Here is a 23,139-nt window from a genome sequence, read left to right as displayed (position 1 = left end):
AAAGCCTGTCTAGCCTACTTGGCGATCGGCTGATCCCGGCCATTTAAGCAAAGAAACGAGTCATTCCAAAAACAGGAATAACTCGTTTCTTCACTTAAATTCTGGGATCAAAACGCCTCGCGTCCCACTCTTATTTTGGATTTGCAGCAGTTAATGAAAGGTTGCTCCAGAATTCATTGTTGGTTGGTGCAACACTGTAGCCCTTAACCCGCTTGTTAACTGGGCTCCATGCCAAACTGAAGCTTTCAGGAGCGTAAGCAGCTTGACTGTTCATGTAACGTTGCCACTTCTTGTACTGTTGAGCACGATACTTTGGATTCCAAGCCTTATCATTGTTCAAGCTCTTCATCAAAGCAGTGTTCTTCTTTGTTGCAAAGTGACCCATGTTGAATGGTGCGTCGACACCATAAATTTGAGTTGGTGTTGGTTCCGTTGAAAGTGACCATGCAGCAAGGAAGACATCAATGGATGTTTGCTTTGGCTTTTGAAGGGTTGCGTAGAAACTATTCATTTCCATTGGCTTACCACCGGTCATCTTGACGTTCAAACCAAGCTTGTGCCATTGTTGCAGATAGAATTGATACTCAGCTTCAGTAGCAGCTGAGCTTTGCATTGCACCCAAATGGATAACCAGCTTTTTACCATTTGGATCAGTCCGCCACTTGCCGCTCTTCTTGTAGCCTGCTTTATCAAGAAGTGATTTGGCTTTCTTCATGTTGTACTTGAAGCCAGGGTTCTTAGCGTCATAGACATCCTTGAATGCAGGTGGAATCAAGGTATTTGCTTGCCATGAAACACCGTTTCCAAATTTCTTCTCAACGGCATTAATATTCGCAGCGTAAATCATTGCTCGACGAAGATCCTTGTTAGCCATCTTGGAATTCTTATCCATGACATTCAATCCGGTCTTAGTGTCCATGTGGCCAACATTAAAGCCAAAGTAGCTGTATCCCATTGAAGGAGTACCGGCAATTCCGTAGTCACTCAACTTCTTGAACTTAGGATATTGACTGGATGGCATAACTGAGTTAGCACCACCGGCAACGAAGTCATATTTCTTAGACTTGAAAGCAGCCAGAATGTTGTTAGATGAAACAACTTGAATGGTAATATGTTTAACTTGTGGCTTCTTGCCATAGTAGTATTTGTTTGGTGACCAACTAGTGGATTCACCCTGAACAACTTTGTCCAGTTTATATGGTCCAACGAAAATTGGGTTTTTACGAACTTTACTTGAAGCAGCCAACTTGGAAATTGGAATGCCTTTGTAGTATTCGTATGGTTCAACAGTTGTCCAGACAAATGAGTTTCCGGCATACTTCATTGAAGGTGACATCTTACTGTAATGGATAACAGTGGTTCGACCATTTTGACCATCAGGGAATGTAATGCCTGAAATAGTCTTGGCTTTCCCTGCATGGTAAGCAGCCATCCCTTTAATGGCAGCATAATCAGCTGAATACTGTTGAGACGTGGTGCTCTTATTACCGATGATTTCATATGGATATTCGACATCTTTGGCGGTTACCTTAGCACCATTTGACCATTTAGCATCCTTACGAAGGGTAATTGTAATGGTCTTGGCTTTACGATCAATCTTCTGGTTGGCAAGGCCGCCATTCACAATCTTATAGTCCTTCGTTACATTGAACATATTGCCCATACCACCAGGTGAAAAGACATCTTGATCTTCTGCGTTACTTGCCAAAGTTGGTGCTGAAATCCCGGCAAATGGGGCATCATTAACTTCAGCAACCTTCAAAGTACTATTATTTCCTGCTGTAGTCGCCTTACCAGGGCCACTATATGTAGCTGACATTGAAACATGCTTGCCGGCGCCTGATTCACTGCTCTTACCATTAGAGCAAGCAGCGAGTGTCATAACTGACAGCATCGCAATTCCGGCTGTGAGCCATTTCTTTTTGCTCATGAAACATCCCTCCAAATCTATATTTGAACTACACTACCAACTAAACCTCACCTCAATATGCAAAAACCGCATCATCTCCTTTAATGCCCAATTTTTACTTTTGATCCTGACCACGCCGTTGAGCAGCGTTGGTGGTTCGACGCATGACTTGGCCAATATAACTGATTGACAGACACAAAACGATAATCTCAATTGCGGCGGGCAACCAAGTCCACCAGTACTGAGTGATATTTTCAGGGTCGTTGGCATTGGCGATCAAAGTTCCTAGTGATGGGGTTCCCATTGGCAGGCCAAAGCCCAAGAATGACAGTCCAGTTTCAACACCAATGTTTTCAGCGAATGACAAAGTAGTATCAACAATGATCAATGACGAAATGTTTGGCATAATTTCTCTAAAAATGATCTTAAAATTACTGGTACCGGAAGTCTTGGAAGCTGCGACGTAATCCTTTTGCGATTCAGCTAACGTTCGCGAACGGATGAGTCGTGAAGTTCCCATCCAATAGAAGATCGACAGGATCAGCGTCAACGTGATGGCATTGTAATGTGGAATAATCGTCACAATCACAATAATTGTCATCAGCATTGGAATAATCATCATGAAGTCATAAACACGCTGCATGGCCAAATCAACCAAGCCGCCGTAGTACCCGGAAACCAGACCCCAGCAGATACCAAAAGTTGATGAGATGATCGTCAAACCAATCGCAATCGAAATTGAGTTACGTGAGCCAACGATTAATTCTTTGGCAATGGAACGGCCACCAGCATCGGCACCCAGCCAGTAATCCGGGGTAAAGGGCTTATTGTAGTAGCCCATGATGTTGGTTTCCATCATTTTGGGAACATCAATGAATTCTGAAGCGATAATCACAAACAGAATAAAGAATACTAATAAGAAGAGGGAAACCATCGCCGGTTTATCAGCCTTAAACTCACCCCACATGATTTTAAGCCGTGACGGGGTGGCTTCTTCATTGGCTTCTTTAGTTAATTTAGCGAGGTCCTCTTTGGAAATGGTCGTTGCGTCTTCAATATCTCGTTTCATCTTCAGCACCCCCTACTCAACCCGAACTCGTGGGTCAACGATGCTCAAGACAATGTCTGAAAGCAAAGTTCCCAGCAAGTTCAGGAAGCCATATAGCAGCACCAACGCGGTAATGACGGTGTAATCCCGGAAGTTGATGGCGTTCAAGAATAAGAGCCCCATACCAGGATAAGAGAAGACCATTTCAGTAAAGATCGACCCACCAAGCAGGCCAGTGATGGAGTATCCGGCAAAAGCGGCGATTGGCAACAGTGAGTTACGGAAGATATGGTGACGATAAATATCCTTCATCGGCACCCCTTTGGAACGAGCGGTGCGGACGTAATCGGAGTGCTTGGCATCAATGACTTCTGAACGCAGGTACTGAACGATGTTGACAGTTCCAAACAACGCTCCTAAAAGCCCGGGTAAAATGATGTGGTCGAGCCGGGACAACACCGTCCCGCCAAGTCCGCTTGCCTGAGCGGAAACTGATCCACTGGTTGGGAACCAGTTCAATGCGTAACCAAAAATCCAAATTCCGATAACTAAAACAACGAAGAATGGAATCGACATTGTGACATATGTATATACACGTACCAAAGTGTCTTGCAGTTTGCCTTCATGATGGGCAGCGTACATCCCAAGCGGCAGACCGATCCCGTAAGTCAAAACCATTGTGAATAATGCGAGCCATAAAGTATTGGCACCCCGCTGTTGAATCAAATCAACAACTGGTTCCTGGTACTCATAACTCATCCCCAGATCGCCGTGGAACAAATGAACAACCCAGTTCCAGTATTGCTGGTACCAGGGATCGTACAATCCATGGATTTCCATTAAATGATGAATTTGAGCAGGATCAGCTCGGGGGTTAATTGACCCGGTAAATGGGTCACCAGGCATGGCCTTGGCCAGCAAGAAAACCAAAATACTCAAGATAATTAATTCCGGAATCATAATTAAGACCCGGCGTAAAATTGTTTTCCACATCAGACGTTTACCCCCTTGTTCTCAGACTGCTGTTCAAATTCCTTAGCTAACTCAGGCGGTAAAGCCACCGAGTGAGTTGGTGAGACTTTGACGAGTGGAAACGCCATGCCGTCTTGATCGTAATAAGTTTTCTGCTGTTCTTGGTAAATTTTCTCAATCTCTAAACGATGCTTGCGGTGCTCCTCTCGATGATTCACGTTGGTTTCAGGAATCGCAGCCAGCAGGCGTTTGGTATAAATGTGCATTGGATTATTGTAGATATCATCCCGGGTCCCAACCTCAACGATTCGGCCGCGGGTCATGATGGCGATGTTCTTGCACATGTGACGAACAACTCCTAAATCATGGGAGATGAAGAGATAGGAAATTCCAAACTGACGTTGAATTTTCTTCATGAAGTTCAGCACCTGGGCTTGAACGGAAAGGTCCAGGGCAGATACCGGTTCGTCTGCGATAATCAATTTTGGATGGGTGGCGACTGCTCTTGCAACGCCAATTCGTTGTCGCTGGCCGCCTGAAAATTGGTGGGGATATTTGTATAGGGCATCAGCGTCCAAGCCGACAATATCCAACAATTGAAGAACCCGGAGCTTTTCTTCTTCTTTATCGAGATGCTCAAAATTGCGCAGTGGTTCCGCGATGACATCTTCGATTCGTTTACGGGGATTTAGACTCGAAAGCGAATCCTGGAAAATCATTTGCACGTCGCGGTTATAATCGAGTTTGCGCCGATTTTCGCCCTTCGTGACGTCTTTTCCTTTGTACATAACGGTTCCGGCGGTTGCTTTTTCCAAGCCGATGATTGCTTTGGCGGTTGTTGATTTACCGGAGCCAGACTCACCAACCAGGCCATAGGTTTCGCCAGCTTCAATATCGAAGGTGACCCCGTCAACCGCTTTGACGTTATCGACGACGCGGTTCCAGAAGCCGCCGCGAATCGGATAATGAACCTTAAGGCCGTTAATTTCAATTAGACTCATGACCGGCGCCCTCCTTTACTTGGTCTGGGAAATAAAAGTCTTTATAGCAGGTGCAGCGGACTAAGTGATTGTCGCCAATGTCGTGCATGGCTGGATGGGCTTCGTGAGCCGAGGCTGGAATCCAAGGAATCCGCGGTGCAAATCGATCGCCATCCTTTGGCATCCGTTGAAGTGACGGTACCATGCCCTTAATCACATAGAGCTCATCATTTTCGTTGTCCCGCTGCGGCATCGATCTAAGCAGTGAGCGGGTATAAGGGTGCTTGGGCTCATTAAAGATTTGAGCGGCAGTTCCCTGTTCGACAATTTGGCCGGCATACATGACAGCAACCCGGTCGGCTGTTTCGGCGACAACCCCGAGATCATGGGTAATCAGAATAATGCCGGCGTGGTTTTCTCTTTGAATATCTCTTAAAACATCCAATATTTGGGCCTGAATCGTGACATCCAAAGCGGTTGTCGGTTCGTCCGCGATGATTAAGTCGGGCTTACAAGCGATTGCAATCGCAATAATAATTCGTTGGCGCATCCCACCGGAAAGTTGATGTGGAAACTGGTGCGCGGTCCGTTCAGGATCTTCGATGCCAACTTGGTTCAGCAATTCAATCACCCGGGCATGACGCTGTTTTTCGGTCATCTTGGTGTGATAAACCATCACTTCTTGAATCTGATCTTCAATTCGTTTTAATGGGTTCAGAGCTGACAGTGGGTCCTGGAAAATCATGCCAATTTTGGCTCCCCGAACCTGGTTATAGCCCTTCTCATCAAGTTTCAATAAATCGGTTCCCTCAAAATCGATTTCCCCGGAAATTTGAGTTTCTTCCGGATCATGCAGCCCCATAATGGTGGTTGCCAAAGTACTCTTCCCACAACCGGACTCCCCCACAATTGCGAGAATTTCATCATGCTTTACTTCAAGGTTGACGTTTGAAACGGCATCATAGTATTGACCATTAATCTTGAATGCGGTGCTGACATTTTTGATGCTCAAGAATTGGTCAGAATTTGTATCAACCACGAGAATATCTCCTTTTGGCAATGTATTTATGTATAAACATTAAAAATTAATGAACGGTATGATTGTTTAATTAGAAAACATTATATTCTCATTGTATTCTCATTTCAAACCATGTTAAGTGTTTTTTGTAAATATTTGTTATTTAAGGATGAACAAGGTGATGAGATATGTGTCTGAAACCCCATTTGAAAGGCGTTAATCGGTTGTTCGCGATTCTAAAATGATTACTGGATTCTTTTAAAATTAAGAATCAACGGCAACGCTCCCGCTAGCTGAAAGAAGAGCGCAAAAAAGCCGAGACAACCCTTAATCCAGTTGTCTCGGCCTACTTCTTAAGACTATTAACTTTGTATGAATCCCTTGATTGGAGAATGTGACAGCTTCTTTTTAAATGAGAGGACCAAAACTCTGTCAGTCATCGTCTCCCTGATCCCTCTTCTGCACCGCTGGTTTTATAGGAACGGCCGTACACCATTCGCTTTGGAATTGCACTTCGAAGTGATTGGCTAGCTCTTCCATGAGCAGTCTTCGCCCAGTCACTGCGCTTGGTCACCAAGCGATAAAAAGAAATAAAGGCAACCGGTGTCAGCATCCATGAGTAAATCAGGTTACCTTCAACCATGACAACCGTATCCCGATAATTAAAGTGATCGCTAGGCTGTCTCATCAATCGATTGGCCAAAAAAATCATCAAATAAGTAATCAGCATCCCTATTAAGATAACCGTGCCAACTACCATCATGGTCTTTCGAGGGAACACGACCAAATGATAGGTCATCACAATGGTTGCCAGCAACGAGCTGAATGTAAACAGCATCGAGAAAAACGGCAGAATCATAAAGATGATTAAATCAGTTTTAAGCTTTGGTGGGATTTTCTTGGAGAAGAAAACCCGCTTGCCGTATCGTTTGAGACACTGCATCCCGCCTTGACACCAGCGGACACGCTGCTTGATTAAGGGTTTGTATTGATTGACGCCTTCTTGAGGCATAAAGGTGTTGGCAAGAAACCCACCATTAAAACCATGCAGCAAACCGTTGATACTAAATTCCAAATCGTCGAGCAGTGAATTATTCCATTTGATTTGGGTGGCCATTTCCAAGGTCATGAACTAGCCGTTGCCGGACGCGATCGCACTCCCCCAGCCCATGCGGATAATCTGCTGTAAGAAGTTGGGAACGCCAAACTCAAATTCCTGCATCAAAGTCAGAAAGTTATGAATGTTGCTGATCGAGATGCCGGTTTGTAATAAATCATAATTGGAATGGGTAAAACCATTGAAAATGTTCAACAAAATCTTGAAGCTGGGTTTTGAATCGCTGTCGATTACGCCGACAACCGTCTGTTTGAAGTCGTGGGTTTGCGTTGTAATCCACTTTAGGCCATCGTTGAGAGCTTTCCCCTTACCTTCTCTGGCATGAGGCAGTTTGCGAGTCAAAATGTGCACCCGGTTATTGCCCACGAATCTTTGTAATTTCACATCCGTGCCGTCGTCTGAACCATCGTTAATGATAATCAAAGTCGTCTTACAGGGAAGTGGACTCATTGCCCGCAACAGCCGGCTAACAGTGGCTTCAATTTCATTCGCTTCATTGAGTGCCGGCATCATAATATACATATGCTTAACTTTTCGCTGAATATCAACCGAATAATGGGCCTCAGCATTTTTATGGCAAAAAATATTGAAGAGATTGAGAATGCCAAATCCCATGGTACTAAACAATGAGATGAATAAGAAGACCCAAATGATAACCCATATGTCCATGTAATCACCTCCGTGCAAACTGATTTGGCGTTGTCATGAATCAAGACGACCGCCAGCCGCTTAAGTAAATCAAGCAATCATCCCCATCAATCAGGAACAATTGCTTGATTTACTTAAGCTCTGGGATTAATCACACCATTCTACAATCTGGTGTTACCATCCCCAGCACGGAATGAAGTGATGATGACGTTTGTTATAAACGTTGATCAAGTTGACATTATTATTGGCGTCTGGTGTTTGCTGACCTGGGGTCTTAGTCTTGTAGCCAAATGGGACGTAGTCTTCAGCGACTGTGTACACAAACTGGTTTCCTTGACTGTCATACTGCGGCAAGTAACGAAAAGTCGTTCGGTAACAATCAAAATAGCTTAATGTTCTAAATCGATATGGAACCCCATTTTGATACAACGTCACATGAACCCGTGGAGTGCACTTCCAAAATGGCACGTTCTTCCAGGTCTTTATGACGTGAACATAGGTGAAGCATTGCGGTTTCTTCTGATAAACATTGGTAAGGGTAACTACGCCATTACTATCGGGTGCCTGCGGCTTGTTACCATCCGGATCACTCTTATAACCCTCCGGCACTGAAGCTTCGTTGACCGTGTAACTGATTGCGTGACCGTCTTTGGCAAATTTGGCCAAGCCGTTAAACTGAGCCTGATATGAATTAGCTTCATTGAGGGTAACCGTCTTGCCGGTATCCTTGCCGTCCGCGTACAACTTAGCAGTAACAGCTGGTGTGGTGACACCATCAGGAACATCCTGCCAGACCTTTTTGACAGTGAGACTCGTGGTGGCGTCGGTGTGATCACCGGTTGCGGAACCTTTACCCATTGTCAGAACCACCGTCTTGGTGTTTGAAGTCGTAACGGGTGTTCCGGCGGCAGCTGTCGTGATGTCACTGGCCGTAATTGAGGCCGTGTTTGGCAAATCCAATTCAGTACCGTAAAGGCTGTATTCATTATCGTTACTGATGTCGGAATGATACATAATATTAATTGCCTTATCCAGTGTGCCATTCCACTGGAAAGTGAATCCAGAATCAGTTGGGGTGATGGTGTAATGGCTGGCAGCGATTGTTTGGCCGCCGGCATTGTCAGTCACCGTTACTGATTTAGGATCAAAGGTTTGTGCGGTTGTATTGCCCAAAGTATCTTCAACTTGGACATTGTTCAACTGGCGGTTATTGGGGTTAACCAAGACCTGCCAGTTTACTTGCGCCAAAGTCCCATTCGGACGGACAGTTTCGTTGATGCCCCAACCATTTTTGGCAAGAAAAACGTTCACTGGATAGCTGGGGGTAAATGCGCGGGTACCGGTGACTGAGAATTCCAATGACCCGTGCCGGTTGGTGTTGTATTTGGCCCAATAAGCCGCGTTACTGAACGTAATTTGCCCAGTCGTGGCCTTTGGATTGGCAACAAATTGGCCAACCGTTTCGTTGGTGTTGCTTGATTTGATATCAAATTTCTCTGGTGTTCGAAATGTTGCACCAGTCGGTAACGTGACTGTGGCAGTATCACCGTTATTAACAGTTGTCCCGTCAGCAATCTTAAAATCATAATCCAGTGTGTGGACCGGACCGGCATACCACTGTTGTGAAACAGCAGGTAACACGGTCGCACCGTCTTCTTTGGCGGACGTGGCAGACAGTCCGGTAATTGTCGAATCAATATCGGCAGCACTTGCACTGTCAGAAACAGCGGCTGCCGAAGCAAACGTGCAAAGAAAGATTGCAATGATACTTAGCAGCTTAAAATGCGCCACAACAAAATTATGCAGCTTATGAAATGAACAACTCATCATATATTCCCCCTAAATATGAAATTTTCCGATTAAGTCGGTATTGCACCGTCATTACACATTAATAATGCCTCGCAACCCGCGTATTCCCAGTACGTTATCGGCATATTTCCCCTTGTGTAACTGCGGTATAGTTAAATCGTAACGCTAGAATCGTATCGTGACAAGGTATTTTGAGAAATGAAATTAATTTCTCAGTAAAATGTCACAATTTTTCGATATATTCAATTAGTTATGTATATCCTCATAATTTTAGTAAGTGACTAAAAAGGACCAACTTTTCTAGTGGAAAGTTGGTCCTTTATTACATTTTGTTTATTTTACTATATTCATGTGTTTAGGATTGACAACACAACTCATGATCTTTCATGCTGATCATTTTTCGAGCCACTGTCATTTTTAACTTGAAAAGTCGGCATCAGATGTCCCATTCCCAGACCACTTAAAATGGTCCATGGAACATAAAATGCAATCTGATATCGGCTTTGCACCTCCACCAGCAGAAAAATAATGGTCAATCCAATCATGATGGTGTCACTCAATAGGACGCCGTTACGTTCACGATTAACTTTGGAGTCAATCCGATAAGCAACAAATTGCGCCAGCAACCCAATGATAACCAGCAATAACATGACCACTTGGTTTCCGGTGACCAGATTTGTCAGGCCGTTAATCATGTGACGTGGCATCACTTGAAATTGATCAGTCTTTTTCCTGGTATTTGAGTAAAACAAGACAGGTCCATAGTCCGGCTTCATCAGGGTTTCGTTTTTGTCATAGAAGAAATGTTTCCAAGTGCCATGGGCTTTGATACCAGCGACATTAGCCTTTAATTGTTTTGAAAGGACCTTTTCAAATCCAGCAAACCGCTGTTCATTTGTGAGCTTCTGATTATGATTATATTTTTCAAGTTTTAGAATCATGTTGTAATTGTAAACGCCGCCAGTCTTGGGGTTGGTTCCCGTCGCCAGCGTGTATTGTTCACCAATTTTGGCATCTGCAATCGGCACCCCAAAATAGAAGCGATCAATTCTTGGCTGGAGTTGATTTAAAGCAAAGAACCCCAACATGACGGCGAGGATGCCGATTCGTGGAACCCAAAAGTCAGCTCTATTTTCTTTGGTGGTCTGTTCACTTAACCTGAACCACACAAAGCAAACATACCCAATGACAAAAACCATCGATAATGGTCGAATGGATTGAGCGAAAAACAACAGGACAATAATCAATCCGATTGTGACCCAAGGATGCCAATCCTTTAACGACCGATATGCCAACAATTTGATCAGAAAATACATACTCAAGAACAGTGCGAGCAACCACGCAGGTTCAGCACCAATCAATGTTGTGTAAAGATACCAGGTTGGCAGGAAAAAGAACGTCAGAGCGGCAAACATCCCGATTGTCCGATTAAAGAAATACGTGACAATCGCTAAAATCAAAAAAGTCGTCAATACACTACAGGCGATATTGAATACCTGAACGACCTTTGGCGAATTGATCGAAATTCTAAACAGCACGTTATACAAATTGGCAATGTGCAAGACATGTGGAAAAATACTGTCCAAGTCCAGGACGCCAACATGATACATCCACGCCCAAGAATCCTGATTAGCGGCGGACCCACCTAAAGCATTGTAACTATACATATCAGATATTGGATTAAGTTTGAAGGCAAATACCAGAATCAGTTTTGGAATCGCCATGATGCTGATAAAAGCCACAAACCATCCGGTAAATCTGCCGGCAAACCACTTGCCAATGTACCACAACAAAACGGCCGCAATCATACTCACAATAACACTGACAGTAAGACCGTTAACACTAGGTGTAAAGGTCTTATAGCTTGCCCGAAAATAACCAGTGACTGTTCCAGCCATTAGCCAAACAACGCAAATAACTGCCAAAATGGTGATACTGAAATAAGCCGCTTTAATCAGCTTGGACTGTTTGATCATCATCGTTCCCCCACCCCATCTTCTGTTTTGCCAACAATTTGATGATACACCAAAACAAAAGCGCGGGTTGAAGAATCCAAATTCGCCCAGGCCAAATTGGAAAATCGGGTTACTTATCTACCGCCGTGAACCGTTCATTATGATGAGCCGGATGCTCAATCTCATCATTAATCACTTTGGCCATTGTGCCGGCAGTAATTTCCGACTTGCCTTCAGCGTTGGTCAGCAGATCATTTTGACCAAGTTCGTAGGCCGTTGCATCCCCAGGTTTAAAAGTGGCACTTGGCGAAACCGCCACCCAATTGACATTGCTGGTATTGGTGAGCAGCTGATACTCTTTGAACTGCTGACGGGGAATCTCAATGAATGATTCACTATTAGGCAGTTTCTCCAACTTTTCCACAAATCGATGACCATTTCCGGTTTCCAAACTGCCGGCCCCCAAAATAAAGAACAGCCGCGGCTTGTCAGTGTCCTTGGCAAATTCGATCAGTCGAGCGGCCAAATCAACGTGTCGGTATGCATGGCTCATGTCGTGCGTGGCGTAGGCGTCTACCAAGACGTCCAAATCTTGGACATCCACCCGTTGAATGTCAAAGGCATCTTTGACAACCAGCTTGACTGCGTCTGGCAGCAGGTCCTTTGCCTTCTCAGCGTTGCGAACAAATCCCGTTACCTCAAACCCGCGGTTGACTGCTTCTTGGGTAATCGCACTACCGGCCATGCCAGTGGCACCGATGATACCAACTTTTAATGTCATGTTAAAACCTCCAATGATTTTGCTTCACTATTTTCGATTGTTTCGAATTAATTATCGGCCGGCTGAGAGAGTCGGTCAACCATTTGGACGGTGAACATTGAACATAAAAGAACCGGGCATTCCAACGATAGGAATACCCGGTTCATTAAGTTAAACGATGAAATCAACACAGATTGATTTCCTGATTATTTTGTCAATTCAACCGCCTTACCGGCGACATCAATCGTAATCGGCTCGCCATCAATTAACTTGAAGTGGGAACCATCCTGATCAACGTCGACTTCAATTAAACGATCACGGAAGACTTGTCTAAATGAGTAGTGTGACCATTTCTTCGGCAGGAATGGTGCATAATGCAACTTGCCATCGCGAACACGCATGCCGGCAAAGCCTTGGACAACGGCAATCCAGCCACCGGTCATGGCCGTAATGTGCAGGCCGTCAACGGTATCGTTATTGTAGTTGTCCAAATCCAGCCGGGCAGTTCGTTCGTAAAGTTCAACCGCTTTGTCTTCATAGTGAAGATCGGCTGCCAATACAGAATAAATCGCAGGTGACAGACTTGACTCATGAACCGTGTATTGTTCATAGAAGTCAAAGTTGGACTTCTTCTGTTCTGGTGTGAAATCATCAACGAAGTCCCAGATTCCTTGAAGCACGTCACCCTGCTTGATGTAAGGTGAACGCAAAATCTTGTCCCATGACCAGTTCTGGTTCAATGGTAATTGATCTGCGGGAATTTCTGAAACCGGCTTGAGGTCCTTGTCGAGGAAGCCGTCGTGTTGAACAAAGATGTTGAGATCCTTGTCATAAGGCAGATACATATTGTCGACAATGTCTTGCCAATGTTTCTTTTCATCTTCACTGACATTTAATTGTTTGGCTTGTTCGGGAGAAACTTCCTTGAGAATTTCCAAGGTGTATTTTAACGTCCACTGAGCCAACAGATTGGTATACCAGTTGTTGTCAACGTTGTTCTCATACTCGTCGGGGCCAGTCACACCATGAATCATGTAATTCTGGTTCCGTTGACTGTAGTGAACCCGATCGGCCCAGAAACGAGAAATCTCGGTCAAAACTTTTGAGCCTTCATGGAGAACATACGACGTATCGCCAGTGTAGCGGGTGTAATTATAGATGGCAAAGGCGATATCACCATTTCGGTGAATTTCTTCAAAAGTAATTTCCCATTCGTTATGACACTCGATCCCATCGAAAGTCACCATTGGGAACAAGGCGCCCTTCAACCCCTGTTGCTTGGCGTTATGGTACGCACCGTCCAATTGCTTGTAACGATACATCAAGAGGTTGCGGGTTACTTTGGGATCGGTAATGCCCAAGTAGACGGGCACTGCGAAAGCCTCGGTATCCCAGTAGGTCGCACCACCGTACTTCTCACCAGTGAAGCCTTTCGGGCCGATGTTCAAGCGTGAATCTTCGCCATAATAGGTTGAGAACAGTTGGAATAAGTTGAACCGAATTCCTTGCTGGGCTTCGGTATCACCATCAATGACGATATCGGATTTGTTCCAGCGGTCGGCCCAGACCTGCTCGTGAGCAGCGAGCAAATCATCGTATGATTGGCCGGCAACTTGGTCACTTAATTGATGCATGGCATCGGTTAAAGCGGCTTGAGTGTCGTAATCCCGTGAGGTCACAACGATGACGCGTTTTTCAAGTTGAGCGGATTCGTTGGGCGCTAAAGCACCGGAGAATTCGTTGACCACTTCTTTTTCACCAGGTTGAGCCACTTTTTCAGCAGTCAAGTCAGTGACGTTGCGCATTTCCATTCCTGAAGTGAACCGCGGCGTCCCAAATGGATTAGGGGTCGTTTCGGCTAAGACGTTGCCCGAATCAGTTCCCTGCTCAGTTGAGAGCACTTCCCAAAAACGTTCGTCGTAGTTGGCATCCTCGTTCTTAACGTCGCCATCGATCGCTGAATCGATCACGAGGTCCACTTTAGTTGAGCCAACATTTTGAACAGTCACCCGCTGAACGGACAGTTCCTGCTGGGCAACACTCAAGAAACGTTCAAATTTGACTGCCACTTTGGCATCACCTTTGGTCACCGTAAATGAGCGGGTTAACAGAGCCTTTTTCATATCGAGATTGAGTTCGAAATCGCTAAACTGATCTTTCGCCAAGTCAATGACTTCACCATTAATCTTAACGTGCATTTTAATGAAATTGACGGCGTTGACAACTTTGCCGAAGTAATCAGGATAACCGTTCTTCCACCAGCCAACCCGGGTCTTGTCCGGATACCAGACACCACCGAGGTAAATCCCGTTGAGAGTGTCACCGCTGTAATCTTCTTCGAAGAAGCCACGCATCCCCATGTATCCATTTCCCAAGCTGGTCATGGATTCCTGGAGTCGTTTGTCTTCCGGGTCAAAGTCGTGGGTCACAATATTCCAAGGAGCGACTTCAAAAGTTCTTTTCATAAGTTAACGTCCTTTCTAAGCTTTGTAAGTTTCTTTAATGAATCCAACTGAGGCTGCACCGAGGGCCATGATGATCCCGGCTAACAGGAACATGTTAGGCTGTGCGTTACCCAATAATGGGAATAAGCCGAAGCTGGCAAGTGAGGCAACAATTTGTGGCAGGCAGATTGAACCGTTGAATAATCCAAGATAAGTCCCCATATGTTCACCAGACAAGGCGTTGGTAACCATGGTTAATGGGTAGGTATTCATCGATGCCCAAGCCATTCCAACTAAGATGAATGACAGAATCAAAATGTATTGAGTGTGAATGAAGAATACGGAGATAAATCCAACTGCACCAAGGGCCAAACTGATTGAGTAGCCCAACTTGTGGTGATTGTTTGGCATTTTGGCCAAGACATATGACCAGATAACCGCAGCGATTGATTGAACGGCAGCTAAGACACCGTACCAGTTACCGGCAGCTTGGTAGCCTGCGGAAGCGGCATTAGTGGTGTTCCAAACGTTGCTGGCAATCGCACCGGCTGAGTAGGTCCAGAGGTATTGAAAGGCAATCCAGCAGAAGAATTGAACTAAGGTAACAGTCCAAAAGACTTTAGGGGCCTTTTTCAGCAATGACCACCAGTTACCACCGGTTGTGTTGGCTTCTTCAGTAATTCCGTGATATTTGGCGTAAGTCTTAGGATCATATTCATGAACCTTGAAAATCGTCAGCAAACTTGTCAGTAACAGAATTGCGGCACCAACATAGAAGGAAATGACAACTGATTGGGGAACGACACCCTTTTCAGCCGTGTTGGCAACACCAAATGCGGTAAAGATGAACGGGAAAATAGCTGCGATCACCGCACCACCGTTTGACAAGAAACTTTGAATCCCGTATGCGTAACTCTTTTGGTCATCATTGACCATATCGCCGACCATCATCTTAAATGGCTGCATGGCGATGTTAGACGAAACATCCAACAGGGCAACGGTTACCGCCCCAAATACCAAGGCCGTAATCGATGCGTACCCGAAACCAAAACTCCCCGAGTTAGGCAACAGACACATGACGATGATGGCAATTAACGTTCCCAGAGCCAGGTAAGGCAGGCGGCGGCCGCCAAGCTTAGGTGCCCAGGTTCGATCTGAATAATAACCAATAATCGGTTGAACGATTAAACCGGCAAGTGGTGGCAAAATAAAGAACCAACCCAACTTGTTGGGATCTGCCCCAATCGTTTGGAAGATCCGGCTCATCTGTGAGCTCTGCAGGGTAAAGGCAATCTGCACACCCAAGAAGCCAAAGTTAATCATCCAAATGGTACTGGCAGGAAGTTTAGGCAAACCAGACTTCTTGGTTGCAGCTGCGCTACTTTGTTCATCCATTTCATATTCCTCCAATTCAAAATATCATATTAATAATAGCGTTTACATTTTGTATTATTGCACGTTTTAATCAATGTTGCAAACGGTTGCATGAAATTAATTGAGCATTTTTAAAATCGGATCGGCGAAAATAGACTGGTACCGGTTACTTTGGCGAGATGTCAATCTCATAAAAATTTCTTGTGGCATTTTGATACCTACTACTTTTAGATTTGTATTTATGAGAGAAAAAAAGTTTTTTGACTTTTTTCACTGATATATAACGGCTGTGGTCTAGACCTCATGTGTAATATGAAAATAAGACGTGTAAAACTGTGCTAACCTTTCATTGCACTTCAATCAAAAATGTTTTATATTGAACAAGCATTCACAAGTAACTTGATGGACACAATTTCATAAGGTGGTGAGATTTACATGTTGTTAGGTAGTGTTGAAGCCGGTGGTACAAAGTTTGTATGTGCTGTTGGTAACGAAGATTATCGCATCTTGGATCGGACACAATTTCCAACGACTACGCCAAAAGAGACCTTGCAAAAGACTGTTGATTATTTCAAGCAGTTCAAGGATCTCAAGGCAATCTCAATTTCTTCCTTTGGACCAATTGAGCTCCGTAAGAACTCGCCTAAGTATGGGTACATTACAAATACCCCGAAAAAAGGCTGGGCCAATACGGATTTTGTAGGTCGAATTAAAGAAGATTTTGATATCCCGATTAGTTGGACAACCGATGTTAACGGGTCCGCTTATGGCGAATACGTCATGGCAACGCTGTTCAACGAAAAGATCAATTCGCTGGTCTATTACACGATTGGTACCGGGGTTGGTGCTGGTGCAATTATCAACGGTAACTTCGTTGGCGACATCGGACATCCTGAAATGGGACATGTTCGATTGAAACGTCATCCAGACGACCTGAATTTCAAGGGGATCTGTCCTTACCATGGCGATTGTTTGGAAGGCTTGGTTTCCGGACCAACGTTCGAACCAAGAACCGGTAAGAAAGGCCAAGATGTTCCACTTTCAGACCACACATGGGATATCATGGCATTCTACGTAGCCCAAGCCGCAATTCAAGTCACTTTGATGATGCGTCCAGCCAAGATTGTCTTTGGCGGTGGCGTTGTCAGCGAAGAATTCTTGAAGAAGGTTCGCGAGCAGTTTAATGAGTTGATGAATAACTACGTTGACGTTGGCGATCTCGATAAATACATCGTGATGCCATTGGTCAAGGATAATGGTTCAGCAACCGTCGGGGATTTTGCTTTAGCTTTGAAAGAATACAACAAGTAACAACTTATTTTTTTGGGAAGTTCCACAAACGTTTGCGGAACGAATGAATTTTAAAAGGAGATTTTTTATATTATGAAAGCACTCGTATTTACTGGAAAACAACACATGGAAATTCAAGACATTGACAAGCCAGAAGTAAAGCCTAACGAAGTTCGTGTTGACACTGCTTATGCTGGTGTTTGTGGAACCGACCACGCCCTTTATAACGGCCTTCCAGGTTCAGCAGATGCTGTTCCTCCAATCGTCTTTGGTCATGAAAACTCAGGTGTCATTTCAGAAGTTGGCTCAGATGTTGACGGCTTCAAAGTTGGCGATCGAGTAACTGTTGACCCTAACATCTATTGTGGCAAATGTTTCTACTGCCACACTGGTCGTCCAGAACTTTGTGACAACCTCTCAGCCGTTGGTGTAACTCGTAATGGTGGCCTTGAAGAATCCTTTACTGCTCCTGCCACAAACGTTTACCCTATTCCTGATAACGTTTCATTGAAAGATGCAGCCGTTATCGAACCCATCTCATGTGCCGTTCATGGTATCGACTTGCTTAAGTTAACACCATACCAAAAAGCTTTGGTTATCGGTGATGGCTTCATGGGTCAATTATTCGCTCAAATTCTTCAGTCTTATGGTGTCCACCAAGTTGACTTGGCCGGAATTATCGACGAAAAATTGGATTTGAACCGTGAAAAATTAGGTGTTACCAACACTTACAACACCACTCGTGACCAGATTCCTTCAGATTACGACGTTGTTATTGAAGCCGTTGGATTACCACAAACTCAACAACAAGCTGTTGAAGCTACTCGTAAGGGTGCTCAAGTATTGATGTTTGGTGTTGGTAAGCCAGATGCTCATTTCGAAATGAACACTTACGAAATTTACCAAAAGCAATTAACTGTTCAAGGTTCATTCATCAACCCTAACGCATTCGAAGACTCAATCGCCCTTCTCCAAAGCGGTGACTTGAACGTTGATGCCATCATCAGCAACGTCTTCGACTTGGACGAAGTTGAACCATTCTTGCAAGGAAAGACTAAAGGCGTTTCAAAGGCAGTTGTTAAAGTAGGTGACTAGTTTGAAAAATAATGAGGAAACCGCCAGCCAAGTTCTAAATGGCCGGACGATCTCGATGTCTAAATCCATTACGTTTTTCATCATTTCTTTGGTGATTAACTCCGCCGGAAACGTGCTTACCTTGGTTACCAGCGCCCAAATCCACCCTTCCTACTTGGGATCGGCTTATTGGACCGCCGCTGAAGCCAACCTGGCAGTTGCGTTTGGCTGGAATCTATTTTGGACATTCTTAATTCTTGGGGTCGTGATCACAATTTTAAATGCCATCCTGGTTGGACACTGGGATTGGCGGCGCGCACTTGGAAATCTGATCTTCATGGTTCCCTTCTCAGCGTTGATTCAAGTATTCGAAGACTTCTTCCTTGGTAAGTACCCGGCATTGTTTGGTGGTTTTCCACCAGCCAAGACGCCATTCATGATTGGATTTTATATCCTCTTGAACTTCTTGGGTGTCGCAATGATCGGAACTGCCATCTCCATTTATCAGCGGGTCAACCTGGTACTGCACCCCGCCGATGACTTGATGCAGATTCTGCGTTTCAAGTATTTCAAAGGAAATGCCAACACAGCGATGTGGGCATCATACATTCCACCAACACTGATGGCAATCTTGGCCTTCGCAATCACTCGTCAATTCACCAACTTGGGAATCGGAACCATCTTTGCGTTCTTATTCCAAGGCGGAATTACCGGGATCGCGGATACTAAGGTCTTCCCTCACCTGAAGCATCAAGCTTTGGACGTGGGAAAAGATTAGAGCGCGACGAGGCCCGGGAGATGCGGTTTCTAAGTGCCCTTTAATTAAAGTCCCTGACTTTGGGACTTTAATTAAAGGGCACTTAGAAGTTAGCATCTGGGCCGTCGCCAAGTAGGCTAGGCAGGGCTTCACCCGGCCGTCGGAGCGTATTTCGGAAGCCGAAGGAATCTCAAAATCGGCTAACAAACATTTGCCCAAGGTGCTTTATTAAAAATCAACCCTGGTTTTTACTGGAAGTTCCTTGGGCTTGGGTTTCCTCGTAAATGAACGCGGTTACACAATTAATATGAAAGAGGCAATTAAACATGGCAATTAAAGATGATATTACAGGAATTCAACACGTTGGAATTCCATCCGTTGATTTGGACAAAACAATCGCATTTTATGAATCACTTGGCTTTGAACAAGCCGGCTTATTCCATAACGGTGAGAACCGCTGCGCATTCATGCGTTTTGGCAACTTAACCATTGAAACTTGGGAAGGCGATCCAACTGCTCGTAAAGCTGGTGCAATCAACCATATTTCACTGAATACACCAGATGTTGAAAAAGCTTTCGCTGATGCCAAAGCTCAGGGATTACGCATGGTGAATGATGAAATTCAATCCATTCCTTCATTCTGGGATAAGGGAATTAAATTCTTCAACATCCTTGGCCCTAACGAAGAAACAATCGAGTTCTGCCAAATCCTGTAGGACAGAGTGTGACGAGCAACGGGTGATGCGGTGTGTAAGACCGAAAAGATTTAAATCCTGGTCTTGGATTTAAAGCTTTTTGGTCTTACACGTTAGCATTAGTTGCGTCGGAACACGTTTCAGCTAGATAACAGTGGTTAACAAACGGGGCTGGGGCAAATGCTTTTTGTCCTAGCCCCATTTGTGTTTTATAATTAAATCATTGAATGATTCCAAGAAGGGAAGTACTAATAATATGGCTCATATTTCTTTTGATGGCTCAAAATTATCAAAGTTCGTTCACGACAACGAACTCGGTGAAATGCAGGCATTAGTGAATGCTGCGGACAATGAATTACGCAAAGGCACTGGTGCCGGCAGCGATTTCCGTGACTGGCTGACTCTGCCAAAGGATTACGACAAAGAAGAATTTGCCCGCATCCAGGCAGCTGCTAAAAAGATTCAGTCAGACTCCAAAGTCTTGGTTGTCATCGGGATCGGTGGTTCATACCTCGGTGCCAAGATGGCCGTTGACTTCTTGAATGATACTTTCTTCAATTATTTGCCAGATGACCAGCGCAAATTCCCACAAGTGATGTTTGCAGGTAATTCATTGAGCTCCTCATACGTTTATGATCTGATTAACTTGATCGGCGACCGTGACTTCTCAGTGAACGTCATCTCTAAATCAGGTACGACCACTGAACCTTCAATTGCATTTCGAATCTTCAAGGAACGTCTCATCGCCAAATATGGTGAAGAAGGCGCTAAAGAACGGATCTACGCTACAACTGACAAAGCTCACGGTGCTTTACGCAAAGAAGCTGACGCCAGTGGTTATGAAACCTTTATCATCCCCGATGGTATCGGCGGCCGTTACTCAGTCTTGAGCCCAGTTGGCCTGCTGCCAATCGCTGTTTCCGGTGCTGACATTGAACAGTTGATGAAAGGTGCCGCAGATGCTGCCGATGAATACAGCGATCCTGATTTGACCAAGAACGAGGCTTACCAGTACGCTGCCTACCGAAACATCTTGTACCGAAAAGGCTTCACCACTGAATTATTGGAAAACTACGAACCAAACATGACCTACTTCGCCGAATGGTGGAAGCAATTGATGGGTGAGTCCGAAGGTAAAGACCAAAAGGGAATTTACCCATCATCTGCCAACTTCACAACCGACCTGCATTCCCTAGGTCAATACATCCAAGAAGGCTTGCGAAACCTCATGGAAACGGTTATCAAGTTGGATAAGCCAAACCACGACGTTGACATCCCTAAAGAAAAAGACAACTTGGATGGCTTAGGCTATCTTGAAGGCCGCACGATGGACTATGCCAACACCGAAGCCTTCCATGCGGTAGTCCTCGCCCACACAGATGGTAACGTGCCGAACATGGCCGTTCACATCCCGGACGAAACACCATACACATTGGGATATTTGATCTACTTCTTCGAGGTTGCGGTTGCCATTTCCGGTTACTTAAACGGTATCAACCCATTCAATCAACCAGGTGTTGAAGCATACAAGCAGAATATGTTTGCATTACTTGGCAAACCTGGGTTTGAAGAAAAGGGTAAGGAACTTAAGAAGCGCATCTAACTTTCAAAAGTCCAAAAAATAGCAGTCCTCGACGGTAATCGTCCAGGACTGCTATTTAATTACAACAAACAATGTACAACTAAATTAAGTGCACATCATCCTCACACGATACGAAACAGTTGCTTTGATGTTGCCACAACTAATGGTATCGTCATTTATTCCAACGAAAACTTGTGTTTATCAAACGGTGTAATTTTCACAACAGTAGATAAACACTTAACGGACAAGAATACACCTCTTTCGACAACAACATTACTGATTGGAGCCTCAAGATTGGCCGCACTAACAAAATGCTGATTATCCTTTTCAGTCATTATTATCGCTTCCTTTAATTTGAATTAGTTTTGTTCTAATTCATTTTTAATATAATGTCAAGCTTTTTCTTAATTTTGTATTAACCTCATCGCTTTTTAATGTTATAGTTATTCCAATAAAAAAAGAGGATGATACTTATGGAAAAAACAAAAGGTATTTCAAGACAACTAATAACGGCAGGATGGACGTCTTTTTTTTCCGAAATCGGTTCATCCACGTTTATGTTTTCTGTAAGTTTGCTTTTATTACATACATACCACAATGCAGGAGTATTTACCTTGGTTCAACTTTTAGAGCCAGGCATCATTCTGTTGTTCAATCCCTTTATTGGAGTTTACGTTGATCAGCACAAAAAGAAAAATATTGCATTAACAAGCCAGTTGGGATTAGTTATTACTTTCGTCATTCTTTCCGCTTGGATTAATAAAGCAATAAAGTCACCTCTGTTTCTTGTGTATTTAACCATATGCCTTTTTATTATTCTCATATCTACTCAATCACGAAAAGTAAGTTATCAGGCAGCAGTTATCTCTATGATGCCCAGAGGCTCAGTAAATAAAATGGTGTCAGTCCAACAAACCTGTACCCTCTCAGCAACATTGATTGCTCCATTTATTGGCTCACTGTTATATTCAACTCTCGGTTTTAAATCCTCAGTATTTTTTGAGGGAGTTACAGAAATTATCGTCTTACTTGGAATATTTTTGATAAAGTTTGAGCTTTATGCAACCGGTAATCACACTTTCCAAGGTACACAAAAAAACATACTTTCTCAACTAGCCTCAGGGCTAACAATAATCAAAGTTCACCGGAACTTGTTATTAGTAGTACTACTAAGCTCTTTTATAAACTTCTTCTTCGCAGCGATAAATATAGGGTTGCCCATCACCGTGATTGAATCTAAAAATATGGGGTCATTCTCACTTGCTGTTATTGAGGTTGGGTTATCAATCGGGATGTTGAGTGGTGGAATTACTTCAGGGTTCATGAAAAGTGTGAATATAACCGTTATTGGCTTTCGCTTAGCTATAATTGGAATACTTGTTGTTGCCATGGGCGTATTTTTCCTTAGTAATGTTCTTATAATTATCTTAATTGGAATAACTACCCTTTGTTTTTTTGTTGGTTTATTGATAGTACGTATAAATATTCCTATGAGTAGTTATGTGAAGGAATCTGTTCCGCTAGACTATCAGGGAAGAGTAAATTCAACCGTTGACGCTTTGTCATCCTTAATGTCCCCCTTTGGAATTATCACGTTTGGATTCCTTTTTGCTCATACATGGAATCCCACTATTTATCTGCTAAGTGGCTTATTCATATTATTCATAAGCATAGGATTTTCACACAAAATATCAAAAGGAGACTAGT

General features: G+C 44.0%; 19 protein-coding genes. 6 read left to right on the top strand and 13 right to left on the bottom strand.

Annotation, left to right across the window (positions count from 1 at the left end; genetic code table 11):
• Nucleotides 1-130: 130 nt before the first annotated feature.
• The 12 genes from KE627_RS06695 to KE627_RS06645 form a co-directional block, all read right to left on the bottom strand.
• Nucleotides 131-1,930, bottom strand: a complete 1,800-nt coding sequence (locus KE627_RS06695; RefSeq protein WP_056938912.1) for an oligopeptide ABC transporter substrate-binding protein — start codon at nucleotides 1,928-1,930, stop codon at nucleotides 131-133.
• A 94-nt stretch (nucleotides 1,931-2,024) separates the two neighbouring features.
• Complete coding sequence (locus KE627_RS06690) at nucleotides 2,025-2,978, bottom strand: ABC transporter permease (RefSeq protein ID WP_013728992.1); 954 nt, start codon at nucleotides 2,976-2,978, stop codon at nucleotides 2,025-2,027.
• A gap of 12 nt (nucleotides 2,979-2,990) precedes the next feature.
• Nucleotides 2,991-3,950: an ABC transporter permease gene (locus tag KE627_RS06685; RefSeq protein WP_013728993.1), complete on the bottom strand. Its 960-nt coding sequence runs from the start codon at nucleotides 3,948-3,950 to the stop codon at nucleotides 2,991-2,993.
• Nucleotides 3,950-4,930 carry an ATP-binding cassette domain-containing protein gene (locus KE627_RS06680; RefSeq protein WP_013728994.1) on the bottom strand — a complete coding sequence of 327 codons (981 nt, stop codon included), beginning with the start codon at nucleotides 4,928-4,930 and terminating at the stop codon, nucleotides 3,950-3,952. The genes KE627_RS06685 and KE627_RS06680 overlap by 1 nt, the downstream gene beginning before the upstream one ends.
• Nucleotides 4,917-5,948, bottom strand: coding sequence for an ABC transporter ATP-binding protein (locus KE627_RS06675; RefSeq protein WP_013728995.1), 1,032 nt, complete (start codon nucleotides 5,946-5,948; stop codon nucleotides 4,917-4,919). Before KE627_RS06675 ends, KE627_RS06680 begins: the two co-directional genes overlap by 14 nt.
• A 415-nt stretch (nucleotides 5,949-6,363) precedes the next feature.
• Nucleotides 6,364-7,056 carry a glycosyltransferase family 2 protein gene (locus KE627_RS12320; RefSeq protein ID WP_225424184.1) on the bottom strand — a complete coding sequence of 231 codons (693 nt, stop codon included), beginning with the start codon at nucleotides 7,054-7,056 and terminating at the stop codon, nucleotides 6,364-6,366.
• Between the two features lie 3 nt (nucleotides 7,057-7,059).
• Complete coding sequence (locus KE627_RS12315; RefSeq protein ID WP_225424183.1) at nucleotides 7,060-7,713, bottom strand: glycosyltransferase; 654 nt, start codon at nucleotides 7,711-7,713, stop codon at nucleotides 7,060-7,062.
• 153 nt (nucleotides 7,714-7,866) lie between these two features.
• On the bottom strand, nucleotides 7,867-9,522 hold the full coding sequence (locus tag KE627_RS06665) for a Cna B-type domain-containing protein (RefSeq protein ID WP_013728997.1): 1,656 nt from the start codon (nucleotides 9,520-9,522) through the stop codon (nucleotides 7,867-7,869).
• A gap of 353 nt (nucleotides 9,523-9,875) precedes the next feature.
• On the bottom strand, nucleotides 9,876-11,480 hold the full coding sequence (locus tag KE627_RS06660) for a glycosyltransferase family protein (RefSeq protein ID WP_013728998.1): 1,605 nt from the start codon (nucleotides 11,478-11,480) through the stop codon (nucleotides 9,876-9,878).
• Between the two features lie 106 nt (nucleotides 11,481-11,586).
• The gene (locus tag KE627_RS06655) at nucleotides 11,587-12,237 is read right to left on the bottom strand and encodes an NAD(P)-dependent oxidoreductase (protein WP_013728999.1); all 651 of its coding nucleotides are present in this window, start codon (nucleotides 12,235-12,237) and stop codon (nucleotides 11,587-11,589) included.
• Between the two features lie 185 nt (nucleotides 12,238-12,422).
• Entirely contained in the window at nucleotides 12,423-14,681 is a 2,259-nt protein-coding gene (locus tag KE627_RS06650) for a glycoside hydrolase family 65 protein (RefSeq protein ID WP_153108607.1), read from the bottom strand.
• A 15-nt stretch (nucleotides 14,682-14,696) separates the two neighbouring features.
• The gene (locus KE627_RS06645) at nucleotides 14,697-16,055 is read right to left on the bottom strand and encodes an SLC45 family MFS transporter (RefSeq protein ID WP_013729001.1); all 1,359 of its coding nucleotides are present in this window, start codon (nucleotides 16,053-16,055) and stop codon (nucleotides 14,697-14,699) included.
• A 414-nt stretch (nucleotides 16,056-16,469) separates the two neighbouring features.
• Here KE627_RS06645 and scrK point away from each other — a divergent pair, with 414 nt between their 5' ends.
• From scrK to KE627_RS06620, 5 genes are all read left to right on the top strand, one after another.
• Nucleotides 16,470-17,345, top strand: a complete 876-nt coding sequence (gene scrK, locus KE627_RS06640; protein WP_056939285.1) for a fructokinase ScrK — start codon at nucleotides 16,470-16,472, stop codon at nucleotides 17,343-17,345.
• Nucleotides 17,346-17,417: 72 nt separating this feature from the next.
• A complete protein-coding gene (locus KE627_RS06635) occupies nucleotides 17,418-18,419 on the top strand; it encodes a zinc-dependent alcohol dehydrogenase family protein (protein ID WP_014940749.1) in 1,002 nt (333 codons plus the stop codon).
• A 1-nt stretch (nucleotide 18,420) separates the two neighbouring features.
• The gene (locus KE627_RS06630; protein ID WP_013729004.1) at nucleotides 18,421-19,176 is read left to right on the top strand and encodes a DUF6198 family protein; all 756 of its coding nucleotides are present in this window, start codon (nucleotides 18,421-18,423) and stop codon (nucleotides 19,174-19,176) included.
• 305 nt (nucleotides 19,177-19,481) lie between these two features.
• Nucleotides 19,482-19,871 (top strand): VOC family protein, encoded by a 390-nt coding sequence (locus tag KE627_RS06625; protein ID WP_013729005.1) that lies wholly within the window; start codon nucleotides 19,482-19,484, stop codon nucleotides 19,869-19,871.
• A 235-nt stretch (nucleotides 19,872-20,106) separates the two neighbouring features.
• Nucleotides 20,107-21,453 carry a glucose-6-phosphate isomerase gene (locus KE627_RS06620; protein WP_013729006.1) on the top strand — a complete coding sequence of 449 codons (1,347 nt, stop codon included), beginning with the start codon at nucleotides 20,107-20,109 and terminating at the stop codon, nucleotides 21,451-21,453.
• Nucleotides 21,454-21,608: 155 nt separating this feature from the next.
• Here the strand turns inward: KE627_RS06620 and KE627_RS06615 are convergent, their stop codons facing one another.
• Nucleotides 21,609-21,767, bottom strand: a complete 159-nt coding sequence (locus tag KE627_RS06615) for a hypothetical protein (protein ID WP_153106976.1) — start codon at nucleotides 21,765-21,767, stop codon at nucleotides 21,609-21,611.
• A gap of 138 nt (nucleotides 21,768-21,905) precedes the next feature.
• Here KE627_RS06615 and KE627_RS06610 point away from each other — a divergent pair, with 138 nt between their 5' ends.
• Complete coding sequence (locus KE627_RS06610; RefSeq protein WP_056939286.1) at nucleotides 21,906-23,138, top strand: MFS transporter; 1,233 nt, start codon at nucleotides 21,906-21,908, stop codon at nucleotides 23,136-23,138.
• The last annotated feature ends 1 nt before the right edge of the window (nucleotide 23,139 follow it).

It is taken from the genome of Lentilactobacillus buchneri (assembly GCF_018314255.1).
Taxonomy (GTDB): domain Bacteria; phylum Bacillota; class Bacilli; order Lactobacillales; family Lactobacillaceae; genus Lentilactobacillus; species Lentilactobacillus buchneri.
Note: the sequence above shows the minus strand (reverse complement) of the source record. Positions and strands in the feature narration are given on the sequence as shown.

Bases quoted from the DNA above. Each gene is read 5' to 3' on its own strand.
- KE627_RS06695 (WP_056938912.1), bottom strand. From the start codon at position 1,930: ATGAGCAAAAAGAAATGGCTCACAGCCGGAATTGCGATGCTGTCAGTT.
- KE627_RS06690 (WP_013728992.1), bottom strand. From the start codon at position 2,978: ATGAAACGAGATATTGAAGACGCAACGACCATTTCCAAAGAGGACCTC.
- KE627_RS06685 (WP_013728993.1), bottom strand. From the start codon at position 3,950: ATGTGGAAAACAATTTTACGCCGGGTCTTAATTATGATTCCGGAATTA.
- KE627_RS06680 (WP_013728994.1), bottom strand. From the start codon at position 4,930: ATGAGTCTAATTGAAATTAACGGCCTTAAGGTTCATTATCCGATTCGC.
- KE627_RS12320 (WP_225424184.1), bottom strand. From the start codon at position 7,056: ATGACCTTGGAAATGGCCACCCAAATCAAATGGAATAATTCACTGCTC.
- KE627_RS12315 (WP_225424183.1), bottom strand. From the start codon at position 7,713: ATGGACATATGGGTTATCATTTGGGTCTTCTTATTCATCTCATTGTTT.
- KE627_RS06665 (WP_013728997.1), bottom strand. From the start codon at position 9,522: ATGATGAGTTGTTCATTTCATAAGCTGCATAATTTTGTTGTGGCGCAT.
- KE627_RS06660 (WP_013728998.1), bottom strand. From the start codon at position 11,480: ATGATGATCAAACAGTCCAAGCTGATTAAAGCGGCTTATTTCAGTATC.
- KE627_RS06655 (WP_013728999.1), bottom strand. From the start codon at position 12,237: ATGACATTAAAAGTTGGTATCATCGGTGCCACTGGCATGGCCGGTAGT.
- KE627_RS06650 (WP_153108607.1), bottom strand. From the start codon at position 14,681: ATGAAAAGAACTTTTGAAGTCGCTCCTTGGAATATTGTGACCCACGAC.
- KE627_RS06645 (WP_013729001.1), bottom strand. From the start codon at position 16,055: ATGGATGAACAAAGTAGCGCAGCTGCAACCAAGAAGTCTGGTTTGCCT.
- scrK (WP_056939285.1), top strand. From the start codon at position 16,470: ATGTTGTTAGGTAGTGTTGAAGCCGGTGGTACAAAGTTTGTATGTGCT.
- KE627_RS06635 (WP_014940749.1), top strand. From the start codon at position 17,418: ATGAAAGCACTCGTATTTACTGGAAAACAACACATGGAAATTCAAGAC.
- KE627_RS06625 (WP_013729005.1), top strand. From the start codon at position 19,482: ATGGCAATTAAAGATGATATTACAGGAATTCAACACGTTGGAATTCCA.
- KE627_RS06620 (WP_013729006.1), top strand. From the start codon at position 20,107: ATGGCTCATATTTCTTTTGATGGCTCAAAATTATCAAAGTTCGTTCAC.
- KE627_RS06615 (WP_153106976.1), bottom strand. From the start codon at position 21,767: ATGACTGAAAAGGATAATCAGCATTTTGTTAGTGCGGCCAATCTTGAG.
- KE627_RS06610 (WP_056939286.1), top strand. From the start codon at position 21,906: ATGGAAAAAACAAAAGGTATTTCAAGACAACTAATAACGGCAGGATGG.